At 69.0% G+C, this 13,873-nt stretch carries 14 protein-coding genes; 9 read left to right on the top strand and 5 right to left on the bottom strand.

Going from position 1 to position 13,873, the window contains the following annotated elements:
• Positions 1 to 74: 74 nt before the first annotated feature.
• The 8 genes from K8640_RS11060 to K8640_RS11095 all read left to right on the top strand — a co-directional run bounded on the left by K8640_RS11060 (position 75) and on the right by K8640_RS11095 (position 9,103).
• Positions 75 to 1,061: an RNA ligase family protein gene (locus K8640_RS11060; protein WP_223747014.1), complete on the top strand. Its 987-nt coding sequence runs from the start codon at positions 75 to 77 to the stop codon at positions 1,059 to 1,061.
• 187 nt (positions 1,062 to 1,248) lie between these two features.
• Positions 1,249 to 2,115 (top strand): hypothetical protein, encoded by an 867-nt coding sequence (locus tag K8640_RS11065; protein ID WP_223747015.1) that lies wholly within the window; start codon positions 1,249 to 1,251, stop codon positions 2,113 to 2,115.
• Positions 2,112 to 2,753, top strand: coding sequence for a M23 family metallopeptidase (locus K8640_RS11070; RefSeq protein WP_223747016.1), 642 nt, complete (start codon positions 2,112 to 2,114; stop codon positions 2,751 to 2,753). The genes K8640_RS11065 and K8640_RS11070 overlap by 4 nt, the downstream gene beginning before the upstream one ends.
• A gap of 64 nt (positions 2,754 to 2,817) precedes the next feature.
• A complete protein-coding gene (locus tag K8640_RS11075) occupies positions 2,818 to 4,023 on the top strand; it encodes an RICIN domain-containing protein (protein ID WP_223747017.1) in 1,206 nt (401 codons plus the stop codon).
• Between the two features lie 303 nt (positions 4,024 to 4,326).
• Positions 4,327 to 6,660: a kelch motif-containing protein gene (locus K8640_RS11080; protein ID WP_223747018.1), complete on the top strand. Its 2,334-nt coding sequence runs from the start codon at positions 4,327 to 4,329 to the stop codon at positions 6,658 to 6,660.
• 145 nt (positions 6,661 to 6,805) lie between these two features.
• A complete protein-coding gene (locus K8640_RS11085) occupies positions 6,806 to 7,450 on the top strand; it encodes an HAD family hydrolase (protein WP_223747019.1) in 645 nt (214 codons plus the stop codon).
• 23 nt (positions 7,451 to 7,473) lie between these two features.
• Positions 7,474 to 8,520 (top strand): Rieske 2Fe-2S domain-containing protein, encoded by a 1,047-nt coding sequence (locus K8640_RS11090; protein ID WP_223747020.1) that lies wholly within the window; start codon positions 7,474 to 7,476, stop codon positions 8,518 to 8,520.
• Between the two features lie 7 nt (positions 8,521 to 8,527).
• Complete coding sequence (locus K8640_RS11095; RefSeq protein WP_223747021.1) at positions 8,528 to 9,103, top strand: RNA polymerase sigma factor; 576 nt, start codon at positions 8,528 to 8,530, stop codon at positions 9,101 to 9,103.
• A gap of 136 nt (positions 9,104 to 9,239) precedes the next feature.
• Here the strand turns inward: K8640_RS11095 and K8640_RS11100 are convergent, their stop codons facing one another.
• Complete coding sequence (locus tag K8640_RS11100; protein WP_223747022.1) at positions 9,240 to 9,452, bottom strand: hypothetical protein; 213 nt, start codon at positions 9,450 to 9,452, stop codon at positions 9,240 to 9,242.
• A 151-nt stretch (positions 9,453 to 9,603) separates the two neighbouring features.
• On the bottom strand, positions 9,604 to 11,028 hold the full coding sequence (locus tag K8640_RS11105; protein WP_223747023.1) for a TolC family protein: 1,425 nt from the start codon (positions 11,026 to 11,028) through the stop codon (positions 9,604 to 9,606).
• 317 nt (positions 11,029 to 11,345) lie between these two features.
• On the opposite strand from K8640_RS11105, the gene K8640_RS11110 reads away from it, so the two are divergent.
• Positions 11,346 to 11,837, top strand: a complete 492-nt coding sequence (locus K8640_RS11110; protein ID WP_223747024.1) for a MarR family winged helix-turn-helix transcriptional regulator — start codon at positions 11,346 to 11,348, stop codon at positions 11,835 to 11,837.
• A 19-nt stretch (positions 11,838 to 11,856) separates the two neighbouring features.
• Here K8640_RS11110 and K8640_RS11115 read toward each other — a convergent pair whose 3' ends face one another.
• The 3 genes from K8640_RS11115 to K8640_RS11125 are packed head-to-tail and all read right to left on the bottom strand — an operon-like array spanning position 11,857 to position 13,822.
• Positions 11,857 to 12,654 (bottom strand): energy transducer TonB, encoded by a 798-nt coding sequence (locus tag K8640_RS11115; protein WP_223747025.1) that lies wholly within the window; start codon positions 12,652 to 12,654, stop codon positions 11,857 to 11,859.
• A gap of 16 nt (positions 12,655 to 12,670) precedes the next feature.
• On the bottom strand, positions 12,671 to 13,105 hold the full coding sequence (locus K8640_RS11120; protein ID WP_141333310.1) for a biopolymer transporter ExbD: 435 nt from the start codon (positions 13,103 to 13,105) through the stop codon (positions 12,671 to 12,673).
• A gap of 3 nt (positions 13,106 to 13,108) precedes the next feature.
• Positions 13,109 to 13,822, bottom strand: coding sequence for a MotA/TolQ/ExbB proton channel family protein (locus K8640_RS11125; protein WP_046716312.1), 714 nt, complete (start codon positions 13,820 to 13,822; stop codon positions 13,109 to 13,111).
• Positions 13,823 to 13,873: the final 51 nt, after the last annotated feature.

Here is a 13,873-nt window from a genome sequence, read left to right on the forward strand (position 1 = left end):
TCGCGGGTCAAGGAGGGCCAACCGCGTCCGAGCGGGGACAGCGCCGCGCGGCCACTTCAGGCATTCTCCCGCGCATGGCACAGCCACCTCCCTTCCGGACCTACGCGAAGATGCCCGCGGCGGGCGAGCCGAAGTCGGTCCCCAGTCCCGGCGGCCCGTGGATCGCACTGGAGAAGGTCCATGGCGCGCAGCTCGTCATCGCCGTGCGTGAGGGACAGGCGTGGTTCGGCAAACGCAAGGCGTGGCTGACCGAGGAGGAGTCCTTCTTCGGATGGCAGCTCGGCCGAGCACAGCTGGGCCACGCCGCCGAGCAGATGGCCCAGGCGCTGGGGGCGGCCACCAGCACGTTGTACTTCTACGGAGAGCTCTTCGGCGGGCACTATCCGCATCCCCAGGTGCCACCCGTGCCGGGCCTGTCCGCCGTGCAGACGGGCATCTGGTATGCGCCAGACCTTCGCTGGTCTCCGTTCGACGTCCTGCTCGCGCGAGATGATGAAGACGAGGGCGTCTTGCTGGCCCACCCGGAGCTGGAGGCCGCGGCGAGGGACGCGGGGCTCATGACGCCTCCCGTGCTTCGCAGGGGAACCCGCGGCGACATGGACAGCGTCCCCACTCGGTTTCCGACGCGGGTCCCCGGCCTGTTGGGGTTGCCGACGCTCGTCGACAACGTGGCGGAGGGGCTGGTCATCAAGAGCGAACTGCGCGCCTCCCCGAGCGCGCGTGCCTCCGTCAAGCGAAAGATCGACGAGTTCAGCGAGGGCCGCTTCGACGAGAGCGAGGCATGGAGTCCGAATCAGGCCCTCTCGGTGGAGACGCTCGTGGACTGGTCCGCGCGATTGGTCAACCCCGCGCGAATCGCCAGCGCCATCTCCAAGTGTGGACGCGACCACGTCGACGCCCTGCTCGACGAAGTGGTCCTCGACGTGCGCGTGGACCTGGAGCTGGCGTTCCCGCTTGCCTATCGCTCGCTCGATGTCGCGGCGGAAGAACTCCTCTCGTCTCGGATTCGCGAGCGAGCCCGTGTGCTCATCCAAGCCGCGCTGGTGCCTCACGGTGTGTGACGACAAATGGACAGCATCCCGCCATCTTCAATCGGCCTCCCATTTTCTTCTGTCGCCGTGAATACACGCAGTCTTCAATTTTGCGCGGGCAAGTAATTATTGATTTCCAGGCAACTCGTTCCTGAGCGGCAAGAAAACCCATTCGTCACACATCACCGAATGGGTTTCCCCTCACCCCTGGAGCGACATGAGAAGACAATTCCTGGCACTCACCGTGCTGACGCTGGCTGCGACCAGCGCCGCCGCGGCGGACCGCATGAATCCGACGGACCTGCGCCGCGTGACGAAGGCGCGTGAGCACCTCGTACCCGCCGTCGCGAAGGAGTTCGGACCCAAGGCCCGGTTCGTCCACCTCTTCGGGCAGGGCAAGGGAATGCTGGCCGGCGTCGTCGCGGAGATTCCCGCCGACGCCCTGGGCACGGACGAGCTGCCGCTGCTGGCCATCGTCCAGTACGACGAAACCACGGGCGCGGTGCGCGTGGTGGGCCGTGAGTTCAAGTACCGCGAGGCCCGCACGGTAGGCCCCGAGGTGGCGCTGCTGGATGGCGAGGGCAATCTGCACCTGCGCGACGCCAACGGCCGCGAGCGTCTGCTGGCGCAAGGCGTGGGCGGGGACCTGTTCCCCACGGCGAAGGGCGACGCCCTGGTGGCCACACTGGCGATGTCCCGTGGGCCCAAGCACGAGACCTCCGTGGGCCTCATCGACCTGAAGGGCCGCGTGAAGGTGCTGGCGGATGGGCCCGGCGTGGACGCGACGCCCAGCATCTCTCCGGATGGACGGACCGTGGTCTTCGTCTCCGGCCGCACCACCGTCGCATCGTTCTACGTGACGGACGTGGACGGCGCGGCGCCCAGGCAGCTCACCAACCTCGGGATGGACAGCACGATGCTGTATGGCGGCCCGCCCAAGGGCTTCGTGCCACCGCCCGTCTCCAGTCATCACATGACGTGGTTGAGCGACGACGTGCTCCGCTACAACGCGGGTGGCGGCGAGTTCTGGAAGCTGAACGTGCGGACGGGCGAGGCCTCCGCGGACCTGGGCGGTGAGAAATGAGTCTCGCGATTCGGCAACTGCTCATGCTGGCGCTGTGTGTCCTTCCAGCCCTGGCCTCCGCGCAGACGATGTTCCGCTTCCCCGCGTCGCAGCTCGCGGACCAGTGCGGCAACGGCGGCTGTACCGTGAGCGCGTACAAGGATTACGGCGGTCGGGACTACGCCTGTGGGGGTGTGCGCTACAGCGGCCACACGGGCACGGACTACGCGCTGGTCGGCGGGTTCAGCAAGATGGACTACGGCGTCTGGGCGATGAATGCCGCGCGGGGCTACATCGAGTCCAACGTGGATGGGTATTACGACCGGTGCAACTACTGGAACCAGTCCAACCCCTACGCCGCCTGTGGCCTCTACACGGCCAACTACATCATCATGCGGCACCCGGACAACACCCAGACCTGGTACTGGCACCTGAAGGCCTATACGCAGCAGTTCGCCCGGGGCACGTCGCTCGACTGCGCCTACTGGATTGCACGGGTGGGCTCTTCCGGGGCCTCCACGGGGCCGCACCTGCACTTCGAATACTGGGTGCCGGGCTACGGCACGGATGACCCGTACGCGGGTTCCTGCGGCACTCCATACACGCGTTGGACCTCACAGGGCGCGTACCGGGGCCTGCCGGGAATCGCCTGTCAGTAGCTCACGCTTCCATCGCCGGCGTGGTGGGTTGGGATTGCCCGCCACGCCTGGCGTAGGATGAGGCGTGCACTCTCCAAGATGGCTCCTCCTGGTTGCCCTGACGTTCGCCTGCGTCGCCTCCGCGGCAAGCCCCGCTCCCAGCTACCGGACCCGGGCCATCGAGGGCTGGACGGTTCGCATCGATGACCGCCTGCTGTCAGCGGCGAACAAGCCCCTGACGGACAAGGCCCTGGTGCTCCTGGGGGCGCAGCTCAAGGAGGTCGTCCGGCTCATCCCCGCGGGGCCCGTGGCGCAGCTCCGCAAGGTGACGCTGTGGCTGTCGCCGCCCTATCCCGACGCGCCGGATGCGGCCCGGTACCATGCTGGCAGGGTCTGGCTGGGCCAGCCCGGTCGCAACATGGCGATGCTGAAGGGCATCGAGTTCTCGAACGTCCTCATCTTCGAGAAGGAAACCAGGCGGATGCCGCTCTTCGTGCTCCACGAGCTCGCCCACGCCTATTACGACCAGGTGCTCCACCAGCACGCCGACATCCGGGCCGCCTATGCGCGCGCGGTGGCAAGCAAGAACTACGAATGCGTGGAGCGTCGGCGTGCGTCCGACAAGCCCATCACGTTCGAGCGTGCGTATGCCATCCTCGACGACTGGGAGTACTTCTCGGAGACCTCGGAGGCGTTCTTCGGCCGCAACGACTACTTCCCATTCACGCGTGAAGAGCTGGCCAGTCACGACCCGGGCATGCTCATGCTGCTCGAGCGGATGTGGCAGATGCCCACGACCACGGCCACGCCTCCCGCCACGCCACCTCCGTCCGCCGACTTCGATGCGCGTTGCTACTACCGGCTGACGACCCTGTGGCAGGGCGAGGGCATGTCGCTGGACATCCTCGGGGATGGCAAGGACGACAACGTGCCCATCCTCGCCAGGTCGGCGGAGCTCACGGGTCAGAAGTGGAAGGTGACGCCGGAGGCCAACGGCTACTACCGGTTGACGACCCAGTGGCGTGGGGCCGACCTGTCCCTGGCCAGCACCGCCGACAATCGCCCCCTGCTCGTCAAGACCGCGGATGTTCCGGAGCAGCGGTGGAAGTTGATTCCGGAGCCCAACGGCATCTATCGGCTGACCACCCAGGCGCAGGGTGATGCGCAGTCCCTGGGCATCCTCAATGACAGCAAGGAGAACAACATCTCCGTCCTCTCCAAGACGACCTGCAATGACTCGGCACAGTTGTGGAAGGTGACCTCCGAGTGGCCCGTGAAAGAGGCGCTGTGAGCGACGCCCCGATGGGCGTGCTGGCCACTCGTTCGGGTCAGGGCGACTCCAGGGCGAGGTCGTCCGCTCCCATGGGTCCATCCTTGTCACGCGAGGGTCTGGGCTGACATCCATTGTTTGTTTGAAGTGAGGGTGTTTCCCGGGCGCGAGGGAATGGTCTACTTCGCGGGCTCGCACGCGCTGGTTCCCTCAAGGCGCGTGTGAGCGTTTCCCCACGGCCCGCGACCCTCCGCTCACCTTGCATCCACCTCCTTCGTCGGAGGGCGAGGCCGTTTCCTGCTCGTGCTGGAAAGGAACGCCCGAATGAGGATGCAAGCCAGGCAGCGCTGGAGTCAGTTGTGTTGGGTCATCGCGATGGTGTTCACCGTCTGGGGCTGTGGCTCCTCCGTTGAGCAGGAGCAGACGGGCTCCGTGGAGTTCATGAGCGCGGTGTCCGACGCGCTCGCGGGAGAGGACGTCACCCGCGTCACGGTGACGCTGACGGCCACGGGCGTGCCCGCGTCGACGGTGGTGTTGACGCAGGAGTCCGGGGCGTGGCGCGGCACGTTCCACCAGGTGCCCGTGGGCAGCGCGCGGACCTTCACGGCGGAGGCGTTCGATTCGCAGGGCGCGCTGCGCTATCGCGGCGTGGCGGAGGGTGTCACCATCGTCGCGGGCGAGACGGCGGTGGTGGCAATCACACTCCAGTCGCTCTCCAGTGGTACCCCGTTCGAGAACACGGTGCCGTGCATCGACTCGCTCATCGCGTCGGCGAGCGTGGTGATGCCGGGTGGGAGTATCGTCCTTCGCGCCACGGCGCACGACAAGGACACCCAGGACACGATTTCGTACGCGTGGAGCGCGACGGGTGGTTCCTTCACCACGACGGGCACGGCGACCACCACGTGGACCGCGCCGCAGGTGGCGGGTGAGTTCGCGCTGACGCTCACGGTGACGGACTCGCGTGGCGCGGCGACGAGCCTGCGCATCGACGTGCGGACGCTGTCGACGGATGGCGGGGCGGGGATGGGCAGCGCGAACGTGACGGTGTCCTTCAACATGGCGCCCACGGTGCGCGGAATCACTGTCACCCGTTCTCCGGTGCCGGTGGGGCAGGGGACCACTGTCACCGTGGACGCGGTGGACGCGGATGGGGATGCGCTGAGCTACCAGTGGTCCACGACGTGCGCGGGTGCGTGGACGCAGGCGACGTCCGCCGCCGCGACCTTCACGCCGAGCGCCGTGCCGGCCGGTGACCCGTGTGGCAACTGCGCGCTCAACGTCAGCGTGTCGGACGCGCACGGTGGACGGACGCAGGGCACGCTGCGCATCTGCGTGGGCCCTGGCACCGGTCCGAGCATCCCTCCGCGCATCGTGCAGGCGTACCAGTCCGCGACCACGGTGGCGGGCGGTGAGTCGGTGACGCTGCGGGTGCTGGCGGAGGATGGAGATGGCGGGGCGCTCGGCTTCGGCTGGGCGGCGAGCGTCGGCACGCTGGGCACGGCGACGAGCGGCTTCACGTCCAGCGAGGTGCGATGGACGGCGCCGGCCTGTGTCGCGCAGGGCAGCGCGCCGACCGTGACGGCCACCGTCACGAATGCTCGCGGCTTCTCCGCGTCACACACGTTCAACGTGAGCGTGGTGAACGGGACGAACTGTGGCAGCGGCTCCGCCGCGAAGTGGGATGCGACGGGGAGCTTGCAGGTGGCACGCGCCCGCCATGAGTCGGTCCTGCTGCCATCCGGCAAGGTGCTGGTGGCGGGAGGCTACAGCAACACGTCGACCTTCGCCTCGGCCGAGCTCTACTCGCCGGACACTGGGACGTGGACCGCGGCAGGTAACATGCGCCGAGGGCGCATCAACCACACGCTGACGTTGCTGCCTTCGGGCAAGGTCCTGGCGATTGGCGGGATTACGACCGTGAGCGCGGGGAGTGAGACGCAAGAGGTGGATGTGTATGACCCCCAGACGAATACCTGGTCTGCAGGGCCCTCGATGACGTTCGCTCGGGAGACGCACACCGCGACGCTGCTCGCATCCGGCAAGGTGCTCGTCATTGGTGGGGCGAATTCGGCCAGCGGTGGAGGTCGCATCCCGGAACTCTATGACCCGGAGACGAACGCCTGGACGCCCGTGGCGAGCATGAGCGCCGCGAGTCGTCTGGGCCACGTCGCGCTCCAGTTGCCCTCGGGCAAGGTGCTGGTGGCCGGCGCTGGCGGCGTGGCCGAACTCTACGACGTGGCGACCGACACGTGGGCCCCCGCCACGGGGCTGACGGGAACGAATTGGACGCGCGCCTTCCTATTGCCCTCGGGGCGCGTGCTGCTGCACGGCGGCACCACCTTGTTGGAGTATGACCCCGCACTCAATCTGCAGCGGACCGTCGGCTCCTGGATGCATGGCCGGAGCTGGTCGTTCCTGCTCATGCTGCCCTCCGGACAACTGCTGCACACGGGCGGGACGGACGCGATCTCCGCCACGGGCGAGCTGTTCGACCCCGCGACAGGGACCACCCGCTACACCGTGAGCATGCCGGGCGCTCGCGGCGGGGGACGCCCCATCCTGTTGTCCTCAGGCAAGGTGCTCGTGGAGGGCGGCTTCATCTTCGGCTCCTCGAGTACGACCTTCCTCAACACCGCGGCCCTCTACACGCCGTAGGCCGCATCACCCCGCCACCCTCGCGTGACCCGGCGCGAGGGTGACGGCCCCTCTCCGGGCACCTGTGCGCTCACAGGCTCGGGTGCCCATCCCCCACGGCTCCAAACACGTGCCCCCAACCCCCGAACCACGTATGCAGGAGCGCATGAGCCGCGCTGACTCCCGTGGAATCCTCTTCGACCTCGACGGCACGTTGGTGGACTCGCTGCCGGACATCATCGACAGCTTCCTGTACGCCTTCCCCGCGAATGGCCTCCAGGCACCCACCTACGCGCAGGTGCGCGCCCTCATCGGCCTGCCGCTCGACATCATGTACGCGGAGTTCGCGCCCCAGCACGTGCCCGCGCTGTGCGCCTCCTACCGCGAGCACTACCCGCTGAACTTCCACAAGAACTCCCGCCCGTACCCCGGCGTCCTCGAGCTCCTCCACACCCTGCGCGAGCGCGGCTACCTGCTGGCCGTCGCCACCACCAAGAAGAGCCCCATGGCCCGCCGCTTCGTCGACGCCATGGGCCTGGGTGACGTCCTCCACCACGTCCAGGGCACCGACGACTTCCCCCACAAGCCCGCGCCGGACGTCCTCCACCGCGCCCTCGCCGCGCTCGGCACGCAGGGCCTGTGGATGGTCGGGGACACCTCCCTGGACCTCCGCGCCGGCAAGGCCGCCGGCCTGCGCACCTACGGTGTCACCTGGGGCACTCACCCCGTGGAGGAGCTCGCCCGTGAAACGCCGGATGAGCTCCAGCCAGACCTGAAAAGACTGCTGGAGCGCCTTCCTCCCCTGTCCTGAGTGGCCCGCTATACTTGGAAAGTATGGAGCCACTGCCCGACGTCCTTCGTCACTTCCATCCCGTGCTCCCTTCCGAGTCCCTTCGCCGAGAGCCCGTGCGCGTGGAGGTGGCCGGTCGCGCCTACGCGCTGTTCCGGGACGAGAAGGGGAGCCCCGCGGCGCTGGCGGACACGTGTCCCCACCGCTTCGCGCCCCTGTCCAAGGGCAAGGTGCGCCCGGACGGCCGGCTCCAGTGCCCGTACCACGGCTGGCGCTTCGACTCGCAGGGCCGGGGCTCCAATCCCAGCCAACCCGAGCTCAAGCACTGCGACGTGAAGAGCTTCCAGGTCGTGGAGCACCACGGCTACCTGTGGCTGGCCCACCGGGAGACGCCGCGCTCGGCCCTGCCCGAGCTGCCCCTGAACGACGGCTACGTCTTCGGCGGCAGCTTCTCGGTGCCCTTCGAGGCGCCGCTGCACGTCTCGCTCGACAACTTCAGCGAGGACGAGCACACGCCCTACGTGCACACCCGCCTGGGCTGGGACGACCCGCACGCGGGCCAGGTCGAGTTCGACGCGAAGAACCACGACGACCACACGGAGGTCCATTACCGCGCCCCCCAGCGCCCCGCGCTCCTGATGAAGCTGCTCGGCGTGCGCGACGGCGACTTCTTCCACAATGACTGGCTGACGCGCTTCGACCCCGTGCAGAGCGAGTACGTCGTGAGCTGGGTGTCGCCCACGGGGGAGAAGCGGCCGTTCATCACCCGCGCCAACATCTTCTTCGTGCCGGAGACGGCCAGGCGCACGCGCCTGCATGTCTTCTCCTTCCTGCGCTGCGTGCACCCGTGGCTCACCCCCTTCCTGCCGGTGGCGGCGAAGGTGGCGCGCGAGCTCACCCGCTGGGAGATCGTCGACGACGCGCGCTTCATCCCCACCGTCGCGGACACGCCCTACAGCCACAAGGGCATGCGGCTGGACCGCTACGACAAGCCGCTCGTCCACCAGCGCCGGCTGATGGAGCGCATCTATTTCCGTCAACCCCGCGCCGTCACCGAGGACGAGGTGCCCGCGCGCGAGGCGGTAGGCTGAAGGGCGCATGAGCCTGGATGAACGCGTCCTCGAAACCCTCGTGGCCCAGCGAAGGCGCTTCCTCGCCTTCCTGGCCCCGCGTGTCGGCAGCCCCGAGGAGGCCGAGGAGGTCCTCCAGCTCGCCCTGGTGAAGGGCCTGGAGAAGGGCGAGGCCCTGCGCGACGAGGAGAGCGCGGTGGCCTGGTTCTACCGCCTCCTGCGCAACGTGCTGGTGGACCGCCACCGCCGCGCGCGGCGCGAGTCCCAGGCCCTGGCCCTCGAGGAGGCCGAGGCGCCTCGCTCCACCGAGGACACCGCCGCGCTCGAGTCCACCGTGTGCGCGTGCGTGGCGGGGCTCGCCGACACCCTCAAGCCCGAGTACGCCCAGGCCATCCGCCGCGTGGACCTGGAGGGCACGCCCGTCTCCGCCTTCGCGGGGGAAGAGGGGCTCACCGCCAACAACGCCGCCGTGCGCCTGCACCGCGCCCGGCAGGCCCTGGGCCGCAGGCTCATCGAGCTGTGCGGGACGTGCTGCACCCACGGCTGCGTGGACTGCGTCTGCGAGCCGGACCGTCCCCGCGTGGGTGACGCGCCTTCATCCTGAGGTGGGGTGGAGCCGCGGTGCCTGCATCCGCGCACGCAAGGCGCGAGGGCTCGACGCGGTAGGGCTTCCCGGGGCCGTCTTGCTTCGTGGAGTCATGTGCTCCACGAAGGCTCGACGGATTCCCGCTGGACGGGCGTCAGTGCGCCGGTTGAGCGGGTTCCTGTTGCGGCTGCGAGCCAACCCCGACCCGGGCCTCGTACGCGTTGCAACCGCTCGCGCCGGAGACCTTCAGGTCGAACTTCCGCAGACTCGCCTGCATGCAGCGCTGCGTCTCGTTGTCACTGGGGTTGGGCTTGTCGCTGGCGAAGTAGCGACAACCCTTGCAGGTGCCCCACGTTCCTTCCGCCATGTTGACCTCCTCGGTGAAAAGGGTGCTTCGACTTCTCTCCGAGGGTGGGGCCGGTGGTGGGCTCCCACAAGAGCCCCGCCCACCCGCCCCGGGAAGCGGTCGCCCCGGTGCCTGGCGTCGAGCGTCCAGGCCACCGGATGGCGCTCGAAGCCTACTGCTGCTCGGGTGCCGGCTGCTCCGTCTGCACCGGCGCGTCCTGCGGCGCGGTCTGCTGCTGCAACTGGGTGGCGTCGCCGGGCAGCGGCTGCACCACGGGCGGCGCGGCGCTCTCGTCCTTCAGGTCCGAGTCGAGGCTGCGCGCCTCGAACGCACCCACCGAGCGCAACAGCTTCAGCGCCGCGACGGAGGCCTGGAGCCGCTCGGCCACCAGGCCAATCTCCGCCTGCGTCAGCGCCGTGTTCGCGTCCGCGACCTCCAGGTACGTGGCGACGCCCGCCTTGAAGGAGACGTCCGTCAGCCGCTGGCCCTCACGCGCCAGCTCCACCGTCTGCTCCGCCTTGAGGCGGTTGGCCAGCGCGCTCTCCAGGTCCAGCTGCGCCGTCTTCACTTCCTGCCGCGCCGTCAGCTCCGCCTTGCGCTGCGTGGCCAGCGACTCGGCGATGCGGGCGGAAGCCTCGGAGAGGTTCGCCTCGCGAAGCCCGCCATCCCACAGCGTCCAGTTGGCGCCGAAGGTGATGAGCCACACGTCCGAGCGGCCCTGGAAGCCCGCCGCGTTCGCCACGCGGAACTGACCGGTGACGCCCAGCGTGGGCAGGTAGCTGAACCACACGCCGCGCTTGTTGATGCGCGCCAGCTCCGTCGTCTCACGGGCCGCGGCCACGTCCGCGCGCTGCTCCAGCGACTTCTGCACCAGCACCTCCGCCTCCGTCTTCACCGGCACCTGCGGCTCGGGAGGAGGCGCCACCTCGAAGTCCGGGCTGTCCAACGCCAGGAGCGTCGCCAGCACCAGCTTCGCGGACGCCAGCGCGTTCTTCGCGCGGATGAGGTCCTGCTCGGCGCGCGACAGGTCCTGCTCGGCGCGCAAGAGCGCCACGCGCGTCACCGTGCCGGCGTCGAAGCGGATCTTCGTGTCCTTGGCGCGGGCGCCGTTGAGCTCCACCAGCCGCTCCTGCACCGTCACCGCCTGGGCCTGCGCCGCGGCGCCGTAGTACGCCTGCGCCACGCCGAAGAGGATTTCGCGCCGGGCCTGCTCCACGTTGAGCTCCGCGACGCGCTCGCTCTTGTACGCGGCCTGGATGCCCGCCCACAGCTGCGGGGCGATGATGGCCTGACGCACCTCCGCCTGGAACTGGCGCTGCACCAGGGGCTGGATGACCACCGGCTCGGGGCCCAGCGGGCCGGGGGGGATGATGGCCGCGTTGGAGTTGCGGATGATGGCCGCGCCCACGGTGACGGTGGGCAGGTAGCCCGCCCACGCCTTGCGCGACGCCGTGTCCGCCTGCCGCAGCCGGGCCTGGGCCGCCTTCAGGTCCAGGTTCTCCTTGCGCGCCTGATTGAGCGCGTCCTCCAGTGTCAGCACGGGGGGCGGTGCCGCGGCCAGGGTGGCCGCCAGGGTCAACGCCAGAAGTGAGCTCATAACCGCCTCTGCCTCCTCGTGGAGCCCCGCGCCGGCGCGGTGTGCCCCATTTGCGTCCTCGAAGGACTTGCTACGGGTTGTGTCTTGGGTGCGCGCGCCCGGACGTCTTGCCCGGGTGCGTCATGCTCTGTGGGAATTCAGCGCGAAGTGCCGAACCGGCTCTTATGAAGTTCGTCCGCCGCCGCATCGCTTCTTCCGCCGTCCTGTTCCGGGTCCGGCCCCACATAGGCCATGTCGTTCTATTTTGGAAGCTCCGGAATGTAGTAACCCTCAATAGTTGATGAAGTCAATTGTTTAGGTGGGCGGGGTGAATTACCATGAGGGGCATGAGCGGAAGCAGCGAGAGTCTGGAGCGACGCGGCAGGTCACCGGACGCCGGGCAGCAGGCCCCTGAGGAGGCGGGGCTGCCCAGGCAGGCGTGGACGCTGCTGTTCGAGCTGATGCACGCGCACATGCGCAACTTCCCCGCGCTGGCGGCGGAGTTCGAGCTGTCCCCGGTGCAGGCGCACGTGGTGCGTCAGCTGGGCGAGGGCCCGCTGGCGATGAGCACGCTGGCCAACTACCTGTCCTGTGACGCGTCGAACGTGACGGGCCTGGTGGACCGCATGGAGGCGCGGGGCCTCGTCGAGCGGCGCAGCAGCGAGCAGGACCGGCGCGTGAAGATGCTGGTGCTGACGGAGGCGGGCGTGGCCCTGCGCGAGCGGCTGCTCGAGCGGCTGGCGGAGCCGCCCGAGCCCATCGCCGCGCTGTCGGACGAGGACCTGCGCGCGCTGCGAGACATCATGCGCCGGGCGCTGCGCTCGCAGTGACGGCGCGCCCCCGGCGCCTTCAGTCCAGCAGGAACGTGTACGAGTACTTCATCTCCGTGGAGACCGCCTCACCGCCCTTGATGGCGGGCTTGAAGCGGAAGCGCTTGATGGCGTCGCGGGCCGCCTCGTTGAGGCCGTAGCCCGGGCCGGAGAGCACCTTGGCGGAGACGACGCGGCCCTCGTTGTCGATGGTGATGGACAGCGTCACCGTGCCCTCGATGCCGGCGCGGCGCGCCTCCTCCGGGTAGGGGACCTTCACCTCGGAGGCCACGGTGGGCTCGGAGTCCACCTGGTAGATGGGCGTGTACTTGGGCGCCGAGTACCCCTTCACGTCCTTGGGGTCCTTCGCGGTGCTGTCCACCTTGCCGTAGGACGTGTTGCCCACGGGCGCGGCGAACGAGCCGGCGCTGGTGGTGGACGACATCGTCATGCCCACCACGAGCGGCGGCGGCTTGGCCTGGGGCGTGGGCGGCGGCGGCTCGTTGGGCGGCGGCGGGGCCTGCTCGGGCGGGGGCGGCTGGGGCTTGGACTCCGCGACCTTGATGGGCGGCGGCTTGACCGGCTTGGGCTTGGGCGGAGGCGGCTTGGGCTCCTCCTTCTTCTCCTCGGGAGGCGGCGGCGGAGGGGGCTTCTGTACCTCCACCATGACCAGCTCCACGGGGCGCTGCACCACCGGCCGGGGCCGGTCCGCCATGTGGCTCAGGTACCAGAAGCCCACGCCGTGCAGCACCAGCGACACGAGCAGGAAGGCGCCCACGAACACGAGCGAGCGCTCGCGGCGGGGAAAGGAGTTGTCTTGGAGGACCGCCTGGCTCATGTGCTGGGTCGTGCCGTCAGGGAGTGGCGGGCGCGGCCGCGGGGGCCACGTCCTTCTCGATGTTGAGGGCGAACTTCGCGATGCCCTGGCCCTTCACCGTGTCGATGAGGCGCATCACCTGACCGTAGGCGATGGTCTGGTCGGCGCTGATGATGGCGCGCGTGTCCTTGTCCTTGGCCACCGCCTCCGCGACCTTGGTGGTCAGCTCCGGCTCCGTCACCTGCGCGCCGTCGAAGTAGAGCTTGCCCTCCTTGTCGAGCACCACGTTGACCAGGCCCTGCACCGTCTCGCCGCCGTTGGCCGCGCGGGGCAGGTCCACCTCCACCGTCTCCCGGACGATGAAGTTCGCCGTCACCATGAAGATGATGAGCAGCACCAGCACCACGTCCACCAGCGGCGTGACGTTGATGCCGGTGATCTCCTCTTCGTTGTCCTGCGCGCCGCCCGCCATGGCCTAGCGGACCTCCGCGGCCCGGGCGGCCGTGTCCGGCGTGCGACCCGAGGCGCGCATGCTGCCGACGAGCGCGTGGCCCAGGGCGTTGGTGCGGCTGGTGACCGTCTTCAACTGACGGTTGAAGATGTTGAAGGCGACGACGGCGGGAATCGCGACGGCCAGGCCCACCGCCGTGGCGACGAGCGCCTCGGAGATGCCGGCCATGACGGTCTGCTGGATGGCCGCGCCCTTCACGTTGCTGGCGCCCAAATCATTGAACGCCTTGATGATGCCGAGCACGGTGCCGAACAGACCGATGAACGGCGCGTTGTTGCCCAGCGTGCCCAGGAAGGACAGGAAGCGCTCGTACTGGGGACGCTCGCGCGCGACGGTGGAGGCGATGACCTGCTCCACGGTGTCGGCGCCCTGCGCGCTGGCGGCGAGCGCCTCGCGAATGACGGCGGCCTCCATGCCCGTCTTGCCCTCGATGGCCTTGCGCCCCGCATCGAAGTCGCCCTTCGCGAGCCGCACCGCGAGCGCCTCCGAGTCCGGCAGCCGGTGGCGGGCGAAGTACACCGCGCGCTCCAGCATGATGGCGATGGAGAGCACCGAGAGGACGACGAGAATCCAGAGGACCCACTCGGCGGACGTGAGCGTGACGCCGAGCAGCTTGCTGCTGAGCCAGCCGAGCTCGGAATGCCCTGACTGGGCCAGGAGGATGGGGGGGAGCGTCATGCGCCCATCTGTTTCTCCGTCCGCCCTGAAAGTCAAATGGATCAGCCGGTT

The sequence above is a fragment of the Myxococcus sp. XM-1-1-1 genome, from assembly GCF_020037095.1.
GTDB lineage: Bacteria > Myxococcota > Myxococcia > Myxococcales > Myxococcaceae > Myxococcus > Myxococcus fulvus.

Excerpts from the sequence above, each read along its gene's own strand:
- K8640_RS11060 (WP_223747014.1), top strand. The coding sequence starts at position 75 with ATGGCACAGCCACCTCCCTTCCGGACCTACGCGAAGATGCCCGCGGCG.
- K8640_RS11065 (WP_223747015.1), top strand. The coding sequence starts at position 1,249 with ATGAGAAGACAATTCCTGGCACTCACCGTGCTGACGCTGGCTGCGACC.
- K8640_RS11070 (WP_223747016.1), top strand. The coding sequence starts at position 2,112 with ATGAGTCTCGCGATTCGGCAACTGCTCATGCTGGCGCTGTGTGTCCTT.
- K8640_RS11080 (WP_223747018.1), top strand. The coding sequence starts at position 4,327 with ATGAGGATGCAAGCCAGGCAGCGCTGGAGTCAGTTGTGTTGGGTCATC.
- K8640_RS11085 (WP_223747019.1), top strand. The coding sequence starts at position 6,806 with ATGAGCCGCGCTGACTCCCGTGGAATCCTCTTCGACCTCGACGGCACG.
- K8640_RS11090 (WP_223747020.1), top strand. The coding sequence starts at position 7,474 with ATGGAGCCACTGCCCGACGTCCTTCGTCACTTCCATCCCGTGCTCCCT.
- K8640_RS11095 (WP_223747021.1), top strand. The coding sequence starts at position 8,528 with ATGAGCCTGGATGAACGCGTCCTCGAAACCCTCGTGGCCCAGCGAAGG.
- K8640_RS11100 (WP_223747022.1), bottom strand. The coding sequence starts at position 9,452 with ATGGCGGAAGGAACGTGGGGCACCTGCAAGGGTTGTCGCTACTTCGCC.
- K8640_RS11105 (WP_223747023.1), bottom strand. The coding sequence starts at position 11,028 with ATGAGCTCACTTCTGGCGTTGACCCTGGCGGCCACCCTGGCCGCGGCA.
- K8640_RS11110 (WP_223747024.1), top strand. The coding sequence starts at position 11,346 with ATGAGGGGCATGAGCGGAAGCAGCGAGAGTCTGGAGCGACGCGGCAGG.
- K8640_RS11115 (WP_223747025.1), bottom strand. The coding sequence starts at position 12,654 with ATGAGCCAGGCGGTCCTCCAAGACAACTCCTTTCCCCGCCGCGAGCGC.
- K8640_RS11120 (WP_141333310.1), bottom strand. The coding sequence starts at position 13,105 with ATGGCGGGCGGCGCGCAGGACAACGAAGAGGAGATCACCGGCATCAAC.
- K8640_RS11125 (WP_046716312.1), bottom strand. The coding sequence starts at position 13,822 with ATGACGCTCCCCCCCATCCTCCTGGCCCAGTCAGGGCATTCCGAGCTC.